The sequence below is a fragment of the Ruegeria sp. R8_1 genome (genome assembly GCF_017743815.1).
In the GTDB taxonomy this organism is placed as follows: Bacteria; Pseudomonadota; Alphaproteobacteria; order Rhodobacterales; family Rhodobacteraceae; genus Ruegeria; species Ruegeria lacuscaerulensis_A.
Genome location: NZ_JAGHRL010000007.1, coordinates 47522 through 61738 on the forward strand (window position 1 = coordinate 47522; position 14217 = coordinate 61738).

General features: G+C 59.7%; 15 protein-coding genes, 1 other RNA gene and 1 riboswitch. Of the genes, 10 read left to right on the plus strand and 6 right to left on the minus strand.

Annotated features, from left to right (window positions below; translation table 11 throughout):
* The first annotated feature begins 123 nt into the window (after nucleotides 1–123).
* Together J7380_RS15980 and ffs are read left to right on the plus strand one after the other, a co-directional pair.
* Nucleotides 124–1983 (plus strand): bifunctional 2',3'-cyclic-nucleotide 2'-phosphodiesterase/3'-nucleotidase, encoded by a 1860-nt coding sequence (locus J7380_RS15980; protein WP_280635786.1) that lies wholly within the window; start codon nucleotides 124–126, stop codon nucleotides 1981–1983.
* Between the two features lie 39 nt (nucleotides 1984–2022).
* Nucleotides 2023–2121, plus strand: an RNA gene (gene ffs, locus J7380_RS15985) — signal recognition particle sRNA small type.
* A 39-nt stretch (nucleotides 2122–2160) separates the two neighbouring features.
* Here the strand turns inward: ffs and J7380_RS15990 are convergent.
* The gene (locus J7380_RS15990; RefSeq protein ID WP_209196741.1) at nucleotides 2161–3018 is read right to left on the minus strand and encodes an alpha/beta fold hydrolase; all 858 of its coding nucleotides are present in this window, start codon (nucleotides 3016–3018) and stop codon (nucleotides 2161–2163) included.
* 136 nt (nucleotides 3019–3154) lie between these two features.
* Nucleotides 3155–3374, plus strand: a riboswitch (cobalamin riboswitch).
* Nucleotides 3375–3455: 81 nt separating this feature from the next.
* Between J7380_RS15990 and J7380_RS15995 the strand changes: the two genes are divergently transcribed.
* Nucleotides 3456–3863 carry a hypothetical protein gene (locus J7380_RS15995; protein ID WP_209196742.1) on the plus strand — a complete coding sequence of 136 codons (408 nt, stop codon included), beginning with the start codon at nucleotides 3456–3458 and terminating at the stop codon, nucleotides 3861–3863.
* 1 nt (nucleotide 3864) lies between these two features.
* Here the strand turns inward: J7380_RS15995 and J7380_RS16000 are convergent, their stop codons facing one another.
* On the minus strand, nucleotides 3865–4353 hold the full coding sequence (locus J7380_RS16000) for a dual specificity protein phosphatase family protein (protein ID WP_209196743.1): 489 nt from the start codon (nucleotides 4351–4353) through the stop codon (nucleotides 3865–3867).
* Between the two features lie 73 nt (nucleotides 4354–4426).
* Between J7380_RS16000 and J7380_RS16005 the strand changes: the two genes are divergently transcribed.
* The 3 genes from J7380_RS16005 (at nucleotide 4427) to recR (ending at nucleotide 7625) form a co-directional block, all read left to right on the plus strand.
* Nucleotides 4427–6238, plus strand: a complete 1812-nt coding sequence (locus J7380_RS16005) for a DNA polymerase III subunit gamma/tau (protein ID WP_348539121.1) — start codon at nucleotides 4427–4429, stop codon at nucleotides 6236–6238.
* A gap of 385 nt (nucleotides 6239–6623) precedes the next feature.
* Nucleotides 6624–6968: a YbaB/EbfC family nucleoid-associated protein gene (locus J7380_RS16010; protein ID WP_170355334.1), complete on the plus strand. Its 345-nt coding sequence runs from the start codon at nucleotides 6624–6626 to the stop codon at nucleotides 6966–6968.
* 63 nt (nucleotides 6969–7031) lie between these two features.
* Entirely contained in the window at nucleotides 7032–7625 is a 594-nt protein-coding gene (gene recR, locus J7380_RS16015; protein ID WP_170355335.1) for a recombination mediator RecR, read from the plus strand.
* A gap of 35 nt (nucleotides 7626–7660) precedes the next feature.
* On the opposite strand, the gene J7380_RS16020 is transcribed toward recR, so the two are convergent.
* Nucleotides 7661–8506: an FkbM family methyltransferase gene (locus tag J7380_RS16020; protein ID WP_209196745.1), complete on the minus strand. Its 846-nt coding sequence runs from the start codon at nucleotides 8504–8506 to the stop codon at nucleotides 7661–7663.
* Nucleotides 8507–8718: 212 nt separating this feature from the next.
* Here J7380_RS16020 and J7380_RS16025 point away from each other — a divergent pair, with 212 nt between their 5' ends.
* Nucleotides 8719–9207: a hypothetical protein gene (locus J7380_RS16025; RefSeq protein ID WP_209196746.1), complete on the plus strand. Its 489-nt coding sequence runs from the start codon at nucleotides 8719–8721 to the stop codon at nucleotides 9205–9207.
* Here J7380_RS16025 and J7380_RS16030 read toward each other — a convergent pair.
* Complete coding sequence (locus tag J7380_RS16030) at nucleotides 9204–9845, minus strand: ribonuclease T2 (RefSeq protein ID WP_209196747.1); 642 nt, start codon at nucleotides 9843–9845, stop codon at nucleotides 9204–9206. The genes J7380_RS16025 and J7380_RS16030 overlap by 4 nt on opposite strands.
* 130 nt (nucleotides 9846–9975) lie before the next feature.
* On the opposite strand from J7380_RS16030, the gene J7380_RS16035 reads away from it, so the two are divergent.
* Complete coding sequence (locus tag J7380_RS16035) at nucleotides 9976–10737, plus strand: cell cycle transcriptional regulator TrcR (protein ID WP_209196748.1); 762 nt, start codon at nucleotides 9976–9978, stop codon at nucleotides 10735–10737.
* 53 nt (nucleotides 10738–10790) lie between these two features.
* Entirely contained in the window at nucleotides 10791–11183 is a 393-nt protein-coding gene (locus J7380_RS16040) for a hypothetical protein (RefSeq protein WP_209196749.1), read from the plus strand.
* 38 nt (nucleotides 11184–11221) lie between these two features.
* Here J7380_RS16040 and J7380_RS16045 read toward each other — a convergent pair whose 3' ends face one another.
* Together J7380_RS16045 and J7380_RS16050 are read right to left on the minus strand one after the other, a co-directional pair.
* Nucleotides 11222–12253: a permease gene (locus tag J7380_RS16045; RefSeq protein WP_209196750.1), complete on the minus strand. Its 1032-nt coding sequence runs from the start codon at nucleotides 12251–12253 to the stop codon at nucleotides 11222–11224.
* A complete protein-coding gene (locus tag J7380_RS16050) occupies nucleotides 12246–12554 on the minus strand; it encodes a metalloregulator ArsR/SmtB family transcription factor (protein ID WP_170355342.1) in 309 nt (102 codons plus the stop codon). Before J7380_RS16050 ends, J7380_RS16045 begins: the two co-directional genes overlap by 8 nt.
* Before the next feature lie 116 nt (nucleotides 12555–12670).
* On the opposite strand from J7380_RS16050, the gene J7380_RS16055 reads away from it, so the two are divergent.
* A complete protein-coding gene (locus tag J7380_RS16055; RefSeq protein WP_209196751.1) occupies nucleotides 12671–14131 on the plus strand; it encodes a PLP-dependent aminotransferase family protein in 1461 nt (486 codons plus the stop codon).
* Nucleotides 14132–14217 lie beyond the last annotated feature (86 nt).

Genomic DNA, 14217 nt, shown 5'->3' on the forward strand with positions numbered 1-14217 from the left:
CGACATTTCTGCCTCGTGGGAAATTGAGGAGATAATGTGATCAACTCAAACTCTGCCTTGAAACTTGCGTCAAATACTCTTTTTGTTGAAATAGGTTAACCAAAAACGTCTAAAAGTAGAGTATTGCAACATCCCCCTTCCTCTCTAACCGCAACGATCAGGATTTTGGGAACCTCGGATCTACATATGAATGTGACCGGGTTTGACTATTATCGGGATGCGCCGGAACCCATGATTGGGTTTACCCGCACAGCCACACTGATCCGCCAAGCTCGAACCGAGGCCAAAGATGCCCTGACCATCTTGCTGGATAACGGAGATTCGCTGCAGGGAACGCCTATTGGGGAATGGGCCGTAACACAAACCCAGACCCGTCATCCTCTGATGGAGGCTTTCGAAGCGCTGGATTACGATGCCATCGGGCTGGGAAACCATGATTTCGGCTTCGGCTTACAGGTTCTGGACCGTATCCTGCCCCAATCCCCCTGCCCTGTCCTATGCAGCAACACGCACCGGTTGGACCGCCCCGGTGCTTGGAGCAGGCAGACAGTGCTAAGGCGAACCATGAAAGCCGGAGGCCGCGAATATCCGATCAGAATCGGCGTTTTTTCAGCCCTGCCGCCGCAAACTGCGAACTGGGAGGCGCACCGCCTAGAGCAAAAGGTGCGCATCGACGATATCCTGTCCACGGCACGACATGTGTCGCAAGAGTTGAAGGCCACTGGCTGCGATCTTGTGATCGCACTGGCGCATTCCGGGATTGGCACCGCCCAACCGGAGCCGAATCTGGAAAACGCCGTGATTCCCGTTGCGGCCATCGAACCGATCGATGCGATCATAGCGGGACATTCACATCTGACTTTGCCTGGCGCGTCGCATAAAGGGTTTGCGTTCGTGGACAGTGCCAAAGGTCAAGTGCACGGCAAGCCGGTTGTCATGCCGGGCAGTGCAGGGTCGCATCTTGGTGTGATTGACCTGACGATGACACTCGGTGACGACGGAAAATGGCATGTAGAAACGCACCGTTCACACCTGAAGGCAATCGCACCCGACTTTGTTGGCGCTGAGGTTCTGGAAGACCCCGAACTGTCGCGGATTTTTGCTAAGGCGCACCGCGAAACTCGCGCGCAATGCAACACGCCCGTTGGACACACGTCGCATCATCTGCACAGCTATTTCAGCTTTTGCGCCTGGGATCGCGGTCTGGCGCTTGTGGCTGCCGCGCAAGCCGCAGCATTGCGGCAGCATGTGCAGGGAACTGCCTATGCGGGGCTACCCGTCTTGTCGGCAGTTGCGCCGTCGAAATTCGGCGGTCGTGCAGGACCTCGGTTTTTCACCGATATCCCACCCGGGCAGATATGTACGCGACATGTCGCCGACCTGAACGTGTTTCCGAATGAGATGCAGGCCGTCATTGTCTCGGGCACTGAAATCAAGGATTGGCTGGAAATGTCCGCTGGCGTGCTGAACCAGATGCGCCCGGGTGAACAATCGGACCTTGTGGATGCGAATCGCGCCGGACATAATTTTGACGTGCTACACGGGTTAACTTACGCACTAGATCTAGCATCTCCGGCGCGGTTCGACACAGGTGGCGCAATACTTCATCCCAACAGCCATCGGGTTCGCGAATTGCGATTCAACGGCCGCCCTATCGACGCAAATCAGCGCTTTGTTGTCGCGTTGAACAACTATCGCGCCAACGGAGGCGGGAACTTCCCGTTTGCCGAAAACGCGACCCGAATTCCTCTGCCAGTCCTTCCGATTCAACATATTGTAAGGGATTACCTGTCGGGCGTCTTACCAATAGACCCGTTGGAAGAGGCGCCCCAGCCTTTTCGGTTGTCACCCATACCCGGTGCCCATGCGCTTGTGAAAACCGGAGAGGCCGCTGACCAACACCTGGAAGAACTGGTACACTATCGCGCCAAAGTCATCGGTCCGGATGCGAAAGGTTTCCTGAATATTCAGCTCTCCCTCTGACGGGTTGCCAAGCACGAACCAAATGCCTATATCCACCGTTGAGAGGTTGGCGCGGGCGAGCGCCTCGCCAACCTGGTCAGGTCCGGAAGGAAGCAGCCACAACGAGCCCCGCTTGGGTCGATGTCCAACCTCTCACTTCATCCCCCGACAGTTTTGACCGGTTTAGACGCGCAGCACTTATGCGATCAAGCGCGGCCATAGGGACGCGTTGCGACGCGCGAACGCGCCGATATGGCCAATGTCCTTCAGTCCGAATTCCTGCGGTGACAGTACATGACGCCGAGCGCTGGAGCCGTACAGATCTGCCAACCGCCAAACGGCTTCGGGCGGAACCATCTGGTCGTCCTCGAAAGTGAACAGATCGACCGGTTTGCCTTTCTCTGCCCAGGTTGCGGCTGGTAGCGTTTTTCCGATTTCAGGCAGATAGTTTTGGGGCGCCGTGCACCACTTACGCCACTGCCAGTAAACCGATGCAGGCAGGTCGGCCCCAAATCCCACTGCCTTTCCTGGCAGGTATCCAACGGTTTTTACCGCCAGCGGAACATGTCCATACCAGAACAAGGACGCCAGCGCGCGATAAGGCCAAGGGTGATCACTGATTGTCACCAGCCCCGAACACACACAGATCATGCGATCTATATGGTCGATATCAGGTTGTATTGGCCCCAACATCCCTCCGACCGAGTGTCCTATGCTCCAGTGTTCTGCGTGTGGGTAACGTTGGCGCATTTCCGCTCTGGCGGCAGGCATGTCGGTCAGCGCCCAATCCGCCATCTTCACCCGCGATTCCTGCAGTGGTCCGGTTAGTGAGTGGCCAAAGTCGCGATAGTCGTAGGTCAGGCAGGCGATCCCCTGATCCGCTGCCAGCCAATGCGCGAAATGCTGATAATAATCCCTCGGGACACCGGTCGCACCATGTACAACCACAGCGACTTTGGGATCGGTCACGGGCCGGTACAGGCGCGCCGACAGCATTGCCGAACCGGCAGAAAACCGAAAATCCTCGGTCAGGACGGGGGGTGTATCATCCAGCATAGCATTGCTCACCTGATCTGAACTGTTCGGTTTACCCCTTATCCCCACTTCTTTGGCCAGGCTGAGTCAAGGGCGCATCAAGATGACCAAACGTCCACTTTGCACCTACTGCCGCTTGACTCAAAGCCCGCTCAACCGCTAGCGATGGCGTGATGGTTCTTGTCCCGTGTCGGGACAGGATGAAAAGGGAACACGGTGCGATTCTGCCCGGTCATGCCGGAACGAACCAAGGCCGCGACTGCCCCCGCAACTGTAAGCGGTAAGCAATGCCGAAATACCACTGGCCAAACGGCTGGGAAGGTCGGCAACGCGATGACCCGCAAGTCAGGAGACCTGCCATCAAAGCAAAACTGTAACTCGGGCGGGGTGTCCGGGCGGGATTGTCAGCGCGCTGTCACACCTGATCCATGCCCCGTTCCCCGCGCGGAGGGCGCATTATGATCTGGAAGACAAAAACGCACCAATTCAGTGCAACCCTATGTCAGAAAACCGGCAAGACCTGCCCGGCTCTGGCGCAGATGGCACGGGCTGTTGTGCAAGCGATGGAATCCGCAGTGCCCGCCACTTCGGATGACTTCGCCTTGGACGGCAGCGGAGAGCTGGGCCATTGCCCACAGGGCTGCATCGCTCGATTCCGCGCCCGGAAAGATCAAATTCGCATCTTCTGCGGCACCAGCACGGACGCCTCGCTCGACGCATTGGATGGTTATGCGGATATGCTGTTCGGCCCCGATGCGGCGGCCCGTCCGGCCAGCCTGTTGCCAGCGCCGCCCTGCGCCATGCTTGAAGTGTCAGAGCTGGCCCCGGCGCAATCAGCACAGCCCCAGCAGCATCTGGCGCTGTAACTCAGTCCGGCGCGCAGGTTGCCCAGCGCATTTGCCCATCGGTTTCAACCGCACAGGGCCGCACGGCGCGCAAGCGACGCAACGCCGCGTCAGGTGCTATGCCCTGTTCGACCATCAGCCGCAGGGCGATCATCCCCGACCGCCCGCACCCGCCCCGGCAATGCACCAGCACCCGCCCTCCACGCGCCAGAATATGCGCGGCGGACTGGCTGATCTGCGGCCATGCGGCCTCGGTGTCTGGTGACGGCGCGCCAAAATCCACAATCGGCAGGTGCGTCCAGCTTATGCCCTCGGCGCGCAGGTCATCCCCCAGTGTTCCCGCCCCGGCCTGCGCCATCTCGGGGCTTGTGGTCATCGAGATCACAAGACCGGGCCGCCAGCGGCGGATAACATCCAAATCCCGCGCATATTCCTCCGTGCGCCCCGGCAGCGGTGACAGCGCGACATGGCCAGCCCCGACCGCGACCGCGTGAATTGCAAATGGCTCCATCCCCGCCCTCCTTTTCACATCGCTTCTATGCCGTGCAAACTGACCTGCAAACCGAATTTCCCCGTTGGCGGCGGTGGACGCGGGCGGCGGGGGTCTCTACGCTGCGTCGGAACCCGAATCCGACAGAGCAGATATGACCGACACGCCCAGCCCCGCCTATCAGGTTCTTGCCCGCAAATACCGCCCCGAAACCTTTGCCGATCTGGTCGGGCAGGAGGCCATGGTACGCACATTGAAAAACGCGTTCGAGGCGGATCGGATCGCGCAGGCCTTTATCATGACCGGCATTCGCGGCACCGGCAAAACCACCACGGCCCGGATCATTGCCAAGGGCATGAACTGCATCGGCCCCGATGGTGAGGGCAAACCCACGACCGAACCCTGCGGCCAGTGCGAACATTGCACCGCCATCATGGAAGGCCGCCATGTCGACGTGATGGAGATGGACGCCGCCAGCCGCACCGGTGTCAATGATATCCGCGAGATCATCGACAGCGTCCGCTATCGCGCGGCCTCGGCCCGCTACAAGATCTACATCATCGACGAAGTTCACATGCTGTCGACCAACGCCTTCAACGCGCTGCTCAAGACGCTTGAGGAACCGCCCGAGCATGTGAAGTTCATCTTTGCCACCACCGAGATTCGCAAGGTTCCGGTGACGGTCCTGTCCCGCTGCCAGCGCTTTGACCTGCGGCGGATCGAGCCCGAGGACATGATCGGCCTGCTGCGCAAGATCGCCGATGCCGAAGGCGCACAGATCGCCGAAGACGCGATGGCGTTGATCACCCGCGCCGCCGAGGGTTCGGCGAGGGACGCGACCTCGCTGCTGGATCAGGCGATTTCACACGGGGCTGGTGAAACCAGCGCCGATCAGGTGCGTGCGATGCTGGGTCTGGCCGACCGGGGCCGGGTGCTGGACCTGATGGACATGATCCTGCGCGGCGACGCCGCCGGGGCGCTGACCGAACTTGGCGCGCAATATGCCGAAGGGGCCGACCCGCTGGCCGTGCTGCGCGATCTGGCCGAGATCACTCATTGGGTGTCGGTGGTGAAAATCACGCCGGATGCCGCCGAAGACCCGACCGTTTCCCCCGATGAGCGCGCGCGGGGTCAACAAATGGCCGAGGCCCTGCCGATGCGCGTTCTGACACGCATGTGGCAAATGCTGTTGAAAGCACTCGAGGAGGTCTCGGCCGCGCCCAATGCCATGATGGCCGCCGAGATGGCCGTGATCCGCCTGACCCATGTGTCCGATCTGCCCAGCCCCGAAGAGCTGATCAAACGGCTGCAGGACGCGCCTCCCCCAACGCCCAACGGTGGTCCGGGCGGTGGAATACCCGCGCCAACTCATGCCGCGCAGGCCCCGGTGGCGTCCACCTATGCGCCGCCCGTTCGCGGCGGGGCCGGAGCGCCCACGGCCGCACTGGCGCAGGATGTGCAGACGGCTCTGGCACGATATCCGAGTTTCGAACATGTGGTTGAGTTGATCCGCACCAACCGGGACGTGAAGCTGCTGGTCGAGGTCGAAAACGGCGTCCGGCTGGTGTCCTACCAACCCGGACGGATCGAGTTCACCCCGACGGACGCGGCCCCAACCGATCTGGCCGCGCGCATGGGCACCGCACTACAACGCTGGACCGGCAATCGTTGGGCGGTGACGATCGCGCCCAACGGTGAGGCCGCGACCATCGCCGAACTACGCGATGCTGCCGATCTGGCCCTAAAGGCCGAGGCCGAACAGCACCCGCTGGTGCAGGCCGTTCTGGCGCAGTTCCCCAAAGCGAAGATCAAGCGCATCGAAACCCCCGAAGAGCGCGCCGCCAAGGTCGAAACCGAAGCCCTGCCTGAGGTCGAAGACGAATGGGACCCGTTCGAGGAGGACTGATCCTCTCGCTCTTGGCTTCAAGCACGATGGCAGAAGTCTGCGACAAGGAGCGCCCGCGTTGGGACCCGGCTTCTGGCCCAGCATCTATGTTGGACGAGTTCTTCGCACTGATTTTGAACCCTTTCGTGCTTGGAATGCTCTGTCTGACTGCAGTTGCAATTCTGTCAAAGTGGCGCATTCCAAAGTGGATCCTCGCGGTTGTCTGGCTATCGCTATCCATCTTGATCGGTATCGATCACTACGGCCCTGTTCTGAACGATGTTCGCTGGTTCGCAATGCAAGAAGGCTGTATTGGCTCTCCCCTCTTGTTCATTGCGCTCGCAATTGCGATATGTGCCAAACTCATTCACGGCGCTCTGCGCCCCCGCTTACAGGAGAAAACGTAATGCTTAAAGGACTCGGCGGTCTGGGCGATATGGCCAAGATGATGAAATCCGCGCAGGATCTGCAGACCAAGATGACCGACATGCAGGAAGAACTGAACAATCTGATGGTTGTCGGCGAATCCGGTGCTGGTCTGGTCAAAGCCACCGCCACCGCCAAGGGCGAACTCAAAGGTCTGGACATCGACCCCTCGATCTTCAACGGCGACGACAAAGAGGTCGTCGAAGACCTGATCCTCGCCGCGATCAAAGACGCGCAGACCAAAGCCGCCGAACGCGCGCAGGCCGAGATGGCCAAGCTGACCGAAAGCATGGGTTTGCCCGCAGACATCAAGCTGCCGTTCTGATAGACACGCCTGACGGTCCAAAGGCCGGGCACCCTGCCCGGTCCCTGTGCAGGGGTACACGCGTTGAGTTCGAACAGCGACATCGACAATCTGATCGACCTGATGGCCAAACTGCCGGGGCTTGGGCCCCGCTCGGCCCGTCGCGCGGTGCTGCACCTGATCCGCAAACGTGCGCTGCTGCTGACGCCCCTGTCGGACGCCATGCAGCAGGTCGCCATCACCGCCCGCGAATGCCTGAACTGCGGCAACGTGGGCACCACGGACATCTGTGACATCTGCGACGCCGAGGCCCGCGCCACCGGAGAGCTCTGCGTGGTCGAAGACGTGGCCGACCTCTGGGCGATGGAGCGCGCAGGCGTGTTCAAAGGCCGCTATCACGTGCTGGGCGGGACACTCTCGGCACTGGACGGCGTCGGACCGGACGAACTGCGCATCCCGCGCCTCAAAGATCGAGTCACTGCAGAAGGGATCACCGAAGTCATCCTCGCCCTGAACGCCACCGTCGATGGCCAGACCACAGCCCATTACATCGCCGACCAGCTAGAGGGTCAGGTGCGCCTGACCTCGCTCGCTCAGGGTGTGCCGATTGGTGGCGAATTGGATTATCTGGATGACGGAACGATCACGGCAGCGCTGCGGGCGCGCAAGGAGATCTAGCGACCCATACCAGACCTAAATAGCAGGTTAAGCGCTCAGGACAGCTCGCGCCTCGACAGGAAAACATCGGCCCATCTGCGGTCTGTACCGGATAGATAATGCATGCATTGTTCCGCGTCTGTCCGCTGCAGTCTTTTGTTCCTGCTACCCATGATATAAACAAAGTCAAACGCCTTCAGGACCGCGGCAAAGGCCTGGGCGTCGAATTCAGGTTTTGGTATCCGCCACCCTTCGAACACCGCCAAATCTACGCGCTGCCAGAATCCAAGTGGAAGTTCGCTCATCAGCACCTCATCCAAACCTTGGGTATCCGATTTCCAAATCAACCGTCGCTTTCGGGCCTCATCCCCCATGCAATCGTCAAGCAGCTGCTCCGATATCTTGCGGATCGGGGCTTTGATCACGTGATGGTTTCTGCCCGCTACTGCATTCTCATTGAACGAAAAATTCCCTCCGTTCACATCGTCAGTAAAAAAGGTCAACTCACCATCTGTCGTTCCCAGACCGAAGTTATGGACCGTCGCAGTTGGCATCCCGCCGATATTTCGCTCAAGATGCTCGACATTGTCCGGGCTGGGTTCAAAACAGGAAGCGGAATGCACGTTCTGGTAATTGAGCAGCACCTGCCGCGTATAGAGCCCGACATTCGCCCCTACATCAATAAGATGGTAAGAGGCTGCATCGCAAACCTGACCAATAAAGCGTGTTTCGTTGAAATTCCACTCGTGCTGCTGCGCGACATGAGGAAAGATCGAGCCATCGGTTAGAAGCGAGATCTCGTCCCCCCGCTCAAACGTTCCACGAAGGGGGCTTTCCTCGGACAGCCGCATTTGCACCGAGGTGCAGGTACGTCGAAGAAAACGTATCTGTTGACGGTTCATCATGTGATCCTGAATAGTGAAAACATCTAATCTCGAACAACGGCCACCACCGGCATTACCCGATCGCGCACAAAATGGAACAATTGCGCCTGCTTCTCAAGATTTGATATAAACGTTCGGCACATTTGGCGCTTTAGATGCACCGGACTTTGGTATCAACTCGATTCCGAATGCGTGCGACCGTTATTCTACATATTTCAGGAGCTTAACCAATGCCTCGTCTTCTTGCTCTTTTGTTAACGGCAGTCACAACAACAACAGCGTTTGCACAAGACCTCATCGACAAGGGTTTCGTCGAGGGTTGGAACATCATGATGGACCCTGCGCTTGGGAACGGGTGCCTGATCCAGACGATTTATCAGGATCTCTCGGTCGTGCGTATCGGATATGACGCGTTGGACAAACGCGGTTATTTCGCCGTCTACAACAAGGCCTGGGGCGAGATCGAACAGGGCGAGAGCTATCCGATCCGCTTTGAACTGGACGGCAAGAGCTATGATGGCACTGCAATTGGATTCAACGAACGCGATGTCCCCGGTGCAACGGTGTTTTTCACTGACCCCAAATTCGTTGATGCGATTGCACAGAACAAAACCTTGACCATCTACAACCCGCAAGGTGAAACCGTGATGGCCATTGATCTGAAAGGAACCGCCAAGGCGCTGGGCTATGCGCGGGAGTGCCAGAACCGCGAGCTTTAACGAATCGGATCGAACAGAGCGTCCTTGGCCGTGCAGTCGCGGATCACATCTCGGCCGCATGGCACAGGTTTCAGGTCGCGCGACAGGCAAAGGCGGACCTCTTCGATATAGCCCTGTTTGCAGGTGACGGTGATCATGTCGCGCTCGAGCGCGGGGTTGGCCTTCAGAAACGCCTCTTCGACCACCGAGGCGGGCAGTTTGACCGCCCCGTCCAGCTTGCGGAACACAGGCGGGCGGGTGACACTCTCATAGGCCGCGCGCGACAAAGCGTAGTAGTCCGCTGCAGACAGGCCCGAACAGGTTCCGTGCTTCTTCCACTGGTGCCACGCCAGCCCCGAGGTGCCTTGAATATCCGCCATCTCGCGCGTCATCGCGCGCGACGGCGGCGCCTTGACCGTCGGGCAATAAGACGGCCAGCCTTGATGATATTGTGGCCAGAGCCCGTGCAGAATCCACCCGTGATCATGCCGCGCTTCGCATTGATCAGAACCGCGCGCATCACCTTCGCGGGCACACCAGTTGGGCGACCAGCTCAGCGACAGGACGAAATAGTCGAACACGCCCGCCTTCTCTCCATCGGCCAGTGCGACCAGCCCGCTGAACGCCCACATGACCAGCGCTAGAATCCCGTGACGCATTCGCCTCTTCCCTTCTTGCCTTTGCGCGACTATATAGGCCCGAAGTTCCCCGACAACGGAAACCTGCCCCAAGATCACGGGGCCGCCGAATTCCGGCGACGGGACAGATGTATTTACAGGAGACGGGCTGATGGCAAAACCGCTTATGGCCAAAGCAACCGCCGTTTGGCTGGTGGACAACACCACGATCAGCTTCAAGCAGATCGCGGATTTCGTAGGGATGCACGAGCTTGAGGTGCAGGGTATCGCCGATGGTGACGTGGCCGCCGGCGTCAAAGGGTTCGACCCCATCGCCAACAACCAGCTGACCCAGGAAGAAATTGACTCGGCGCAGAACAACCCGCTGCACAAGCTGAAGCTTAAGTTCAACGCCGCTGCCGCGGGCGAGGAAAAGCGCCGCGGCCCGCGCTATACCCCGCTGTCTAAACGTCAGGACCGTCCGAACTCGATCCTGTGGCTGGTCAAATTTCACCCGGAACTCAGCGACGGCCAGATCGCCAAGCTGGTCGGCACCACCAAGCCCACCATCCAGTCGATCCGTGAGCGCACGCACTGGAACATCGCCAACATGCAGCCGATCGACCCGGTTGCGCTGGGCCTGTGTAAACAATCCGAGCTGGACGCGATCGTGCAAAAGGCTGCAGCGAAGAAAGCCGCCGAAGGCGGCGTCATGAGCGATGATGAGCGCCGCAAGCTGGTTTCGACCGAGCAGTCGCTGGAAATGGACGCCGCACCGAAAATCCCGACAGCCATCGAGGGGCTGGAAACCTTCTCGCTTTCCGATGATCCGGTCGAGGAAAAGGACGATGAGCCGATCATCGACGCCGACAGCTTCTTCAACCTGCCTAAAGGTGGCGGAGATGAGGAAGAAGACGAAGATCCGCGCTTCTGATACCCAATCAGCCCCGGTCCGAAACGGCCGGGGCTTTTTTGCCCGAGATACCTATGCTGAATGTCTTGTCTTCTGTCTTCGGCCCGCACCGTGCGGTGTCAATCTATGCGTTTCTGAAAACATGGGGCCTGCTGATGGTGGCGATCACCGGCACGATCTCGATCGCGGCAGCGCTGCTGGTACTCAACGATGATGGCGCGCATGAACACGACTCGTACCTGACGGTTTCGGTTTTGACAGCAACCCCAATGAATGGGGATTTGAAACACGGTGTTATCGCGTCGGTTCGTCTGCCCGACGGATCAACAATCTCGATCGACGAATCCAAGGAACACGTTGCGCGCACCGTCGGCGATACCGCTTGCGTCGAAAAACGCGTTTACGTCAATAGCGGGGAAGCAAGGTACCGCTTCAAAATGCCGAGCCTCTGCGAGGCCAACCAATAAGCAAAGCCGCCCGGAGGCATCTCCGGGCGGCTTTTCCTTTAGATCATCTGAAAGATGATCCCTGAGATGATCGCGCCAGTAATCCCCAATCCGAGATAGGTCGCAAAGACCCGTGGCTTGACCAGCGACCATACAGCAGCCATCGCCGGGATCGAGCTGACCGCACCTGCGATCATGAACGACATGGCAGCGCCTGCGCTCATGCCCTGCTCGGTCAGACCCGCCAGCAACGGCGGTGCGACGTAAGAGTTCAGATAGGCAGGCATTCCGACCAGCGCCGCGATGACAATCGGCACGACGCCTTCGCCCCCAACCACACGTGCGATCAGATCAGCCGGCACATAGCTGACCAGAAGCGCCTCAAGCACATAGGCCAAAGCCAGCCACTTCAGCAGGAACATCCCGTTCTGGACAAACTCAGCTCGGAACCGCGTGCGGCGTTCCGGTTCCTGCCAGAATTTCCAGACCGGTTTGTCGTCCTGTTTCGGACCACAGCCGCAGCACCCGGCGGGTTTGTAAACGCGCAGAGGCTCGGCGAACGCTCCGCCACGCATCAGCGCGCGCACCACGAAGCCTCCGAACAGGCCCAAAGTAACAGCGGCGACGGCCTTGCCTATGGCAAACGGCCAACCCAGCGCGCCCGCCGTGATCAGCAGGGTTGGCGGGTCGATCAGCGGTGAGCTCAACCAAAACGCCATCACCGCCGACAAAGGCGCGCCCAGCGCCAGCAGACCGGCGATGAAGGGGATCACCTCGCATGAACAGAACGGGGCCAACCCTCCGAACAGGGCGGCGAGGAATATCATCCGCGTCTCGCGCCCTTCAAAAGCGCGGGCGACCATGACCTCGGCCCCGGTGGCTTTGAGGTAGGACAGTAGCAACACAGCGAAAAGGATATATTGCCCGGTATGCGCCAACGCTTTGCCCGCGAAGATTACCACCTCACCCCAGTTACCCGGGTCCAGAACGGCAACCGCGATCAGAATAGCCACGATGACCGTCCAGGGCGTTTTGATCAACTCCAGCGCAGCTTTCGCTTGGACCTTCGGGTTTTGCGTTAACTCAGCCATCGTTTGCGGCCTTTCCGACTTCGTCTGCGCAGCACTCGGACAGAATGAACTGCGCCAAAGCGCGCAGCTCGTCATAGCTGGCGCGGTTGATGGTGGTGCGACCGATCTTTTCCTGCTGCACGACCCCTCCGGCGGCCAGAAAGCGCAGGTGATGGGCAAGAGTAGACGGCGCAATTCCGGTGCGTTCCTGAATCTCACCAACCGTCAGCCCGGCCTGACCGGCGCGGACCAGCGTTTTGAGAACCTTCAACCGGGCCTCGGACCCCATGGCCGAAAACCCTGCTGCTGCAGTTTCCCACATATCGCAACTCCATTAAACTAGTTTTCTAGTTATTTAGGTTAATGTCGCGCACCCGTCAATGACAAAATGCGTAAGTCCAGATTGCTCGCCGCATAAGTCCACCCTATAAGACTTGAATGGGCATCTCAGTCGACACCTTCTTTCTGGAACTCAACGGTCAGGGCACGTTGCAGGCGCAGATTCAGCAAATGATTGCCGAAGGCATCCTGTCGGGCCGTTTTCATGTGGGCGAGAAGCTGCCCTCATCTCGCAAACTGGCGGCCCATCTGGGCGTCAGCCGGATCACGGTGACACTGGCCTATACGGAACTGCTGGCCAATGACTATCTGACCGCCAAGGGCCGGTCGGGGTATTACGTGTCGGAAAACGCGCCGGTGCCGCCGAAATACACGCCCACCCCGCGCGGCGACGAGACGGTTGACTGGACCACGGCACTGGCCCGTCGGTTCTCGGACGGGGACACCCTGACCAAACCCGCCGATTGGCGCGACTACCGCTATCCTTTCATCTACGGTCAGGCTGATCGGTCGCTGTTCGATCACGCCAACTGGCGGCTGTGCGCGGTGCGGGCGCTGGGGCACAAGGATTTCGATTCCCTGACCGGCGATTACGTGGATCAGGATGACCCGCTGCTGGTCGAATTCATCGCCCGCCACACCCTGCCCCGCCGCGGCATCGCCGCCCGCCCCGAAGAGATTTTGATCACCATGGGCGCGCAGAACGCGCTTTGGCTGGCCTCTCGCATTCTGTTGAACCACAACCGAACTGCGGTGATCGAAGACCCATGTTATTACGCCCTGCGCGATCTTCTGAACCATTCCGATTGCAAAGTGGCCCCGGTCGCAGTGGATCGCGACGGCTTGCCACCCGAGGCGCTGCCCGATCAGACCGATGTGATCTTTACCACCCCAAGCCACCAAAGCCCGACCACCGCCACTATGCCCGTGGACCGGCGCACCGCCCTGCTGGCCCGCGCCCGCGAATTGGACGCCATGGTGGTCGAGGATGACTACGAGTTCGAGATGGCCTTTCTGGGCGCGCCCTCGCCCGCGCTCAAATCGATGGATCGCGACGGGCGGGTGATCTATGTGGGCAGCTTTTCCAAATCGCTGTTCCCCGGCCTGCGCCTTGGCTACATGGTCGGGTCCGAGCCGTTCATCCGTGAGGCCCGCGCCCTGCGGTCGCTGGTTCTGCGCCACCCGCCGGGGCATATCCAGCGCACGGCGGCCTATTTCCTGTCGCTCGGCCACTATGACGCGCAGATCCGGCGGATGTCCAAAGCACTGGCGCAGCGGCGCGCGGCGCTGGATCAGGCTGTCGAACAGCATGGCCTGACCGTGGCCGGGCGCGGCGTTTTGGGCGGCTCATCCATCTGGATGTCGGCTCCGGACCATGTGGACACGGCCCGGCTAGCACAGGAACTACAAGGCCAGAGCGTTCATATCGAACCCGGCGCGCCCTTCTTTTCCGGCCCCGATCGGCCGCAGAATTTCTACCGTTTGGGATATTCTTCGATCGCGCCGGATCGCATCAATCCGGGTATAAAACGCATCGCCGAAGCAATCGCCGCTTGTTAGCGTAATACTGGACCTATTCCGCCGCGCATTCTGGCCCTAACGCCACCCCGCGCCATCCGTCAAAACCGTATCTAAAGGCCGGGCAG

What these genes read in the sequence shown, in the direction of transcription:
- J7380_RS15990 (WP_209196741.1), bottom strand. Translation starts at nt 3,018, where the DNA reads ATGCTGGATGATACACCCCCCGTCCTGACCGAGGATTTTCGGTTTTCT.
- J7380_RS15995 (WP_209196742.1), top strand. Translation starts at nt 3,456, where the DNA reads ATGATCTGGAAGACAAAAACGCACCAATTCAGTGCAACCCTATGTCAG.
- J7380_RS16000 (WP_209196743.1), bottom strand. Translation starts at nt 4,353, where the DNA reads ATGGAGCCATTTGCAATTCACGCGGTCGCGGTCGGGGCTGGCCATGTC.
- J7380_RS16010 (WP_170355334.1), top strand. Translation starts at nt 6,624, where the DNA reads ATGCTTAAAGGACTCGGCGGTCTGGGCGATATGGCCAAGATGATGAAA.
- J7380_RS16020 (WP_209196745.1), bottom strand. Translation starts at nt 8,506, where the DNA reads ATGAACCGTCAACAGATACGTTTTCTTCGACGTACCTGCACCTCGGTG.
- J7380_RS16025 (WP_209196746.1), top strand. Translation starts at nt 8,719, where the DNA reads ATGCCTCGTCTTCTTGCTCTTTTGTTAACGGCAGTCACAACAACAACA.
- J7380_RS16030 (WP_209196747.1), bottom strand. Translation starts at nt 9,845, where the DNA reads ATGCGTCACGGGATTCTAGCGCTGGTCATGTGGGCGTTCAGCGGGCTG.
- J7380_RS16035 (WP_209196748.1), top strand. Translation starts at nt 9,976, where the DNA reads ATGGCAAAACCGCTTATGGCCAAAGCAACCGCCGTTTGGCTGGTGGAC.
- J7380_RS16040 (WP_209196749.1), top strand. Translation starts at nt 10,791, where the DNA reads ATGCTGAATGTCTTGTCTTCTGTCTTCGGCCCGCACCGTGCGGTGTCA.
- J7380_RS16045 (WP_209196750.1), bottom strand. Translation starts at nt 12,253, where the DNA reads ATGGCTGAGTTAACGCAAAACCCGAAGGTCCAAGCGAAAGCTGCGCTG.
- J7380_RS16050 (WP_170355342.1), bottom strand. Translation starts at nt 12,554, where the DNA reads ATGTGGGAAACTGCAGCAGCAGGGTTTTCGGCCATGGGGTCCGAGGCC.
- J7380_RS16055 (WP_209196751.1), top strand. Translation starts at nt 12,671, where the DNA reads ATGGGCATCTCAGTCGACACCTTCTTTCTGGAACTCAACGGTCAGGGC.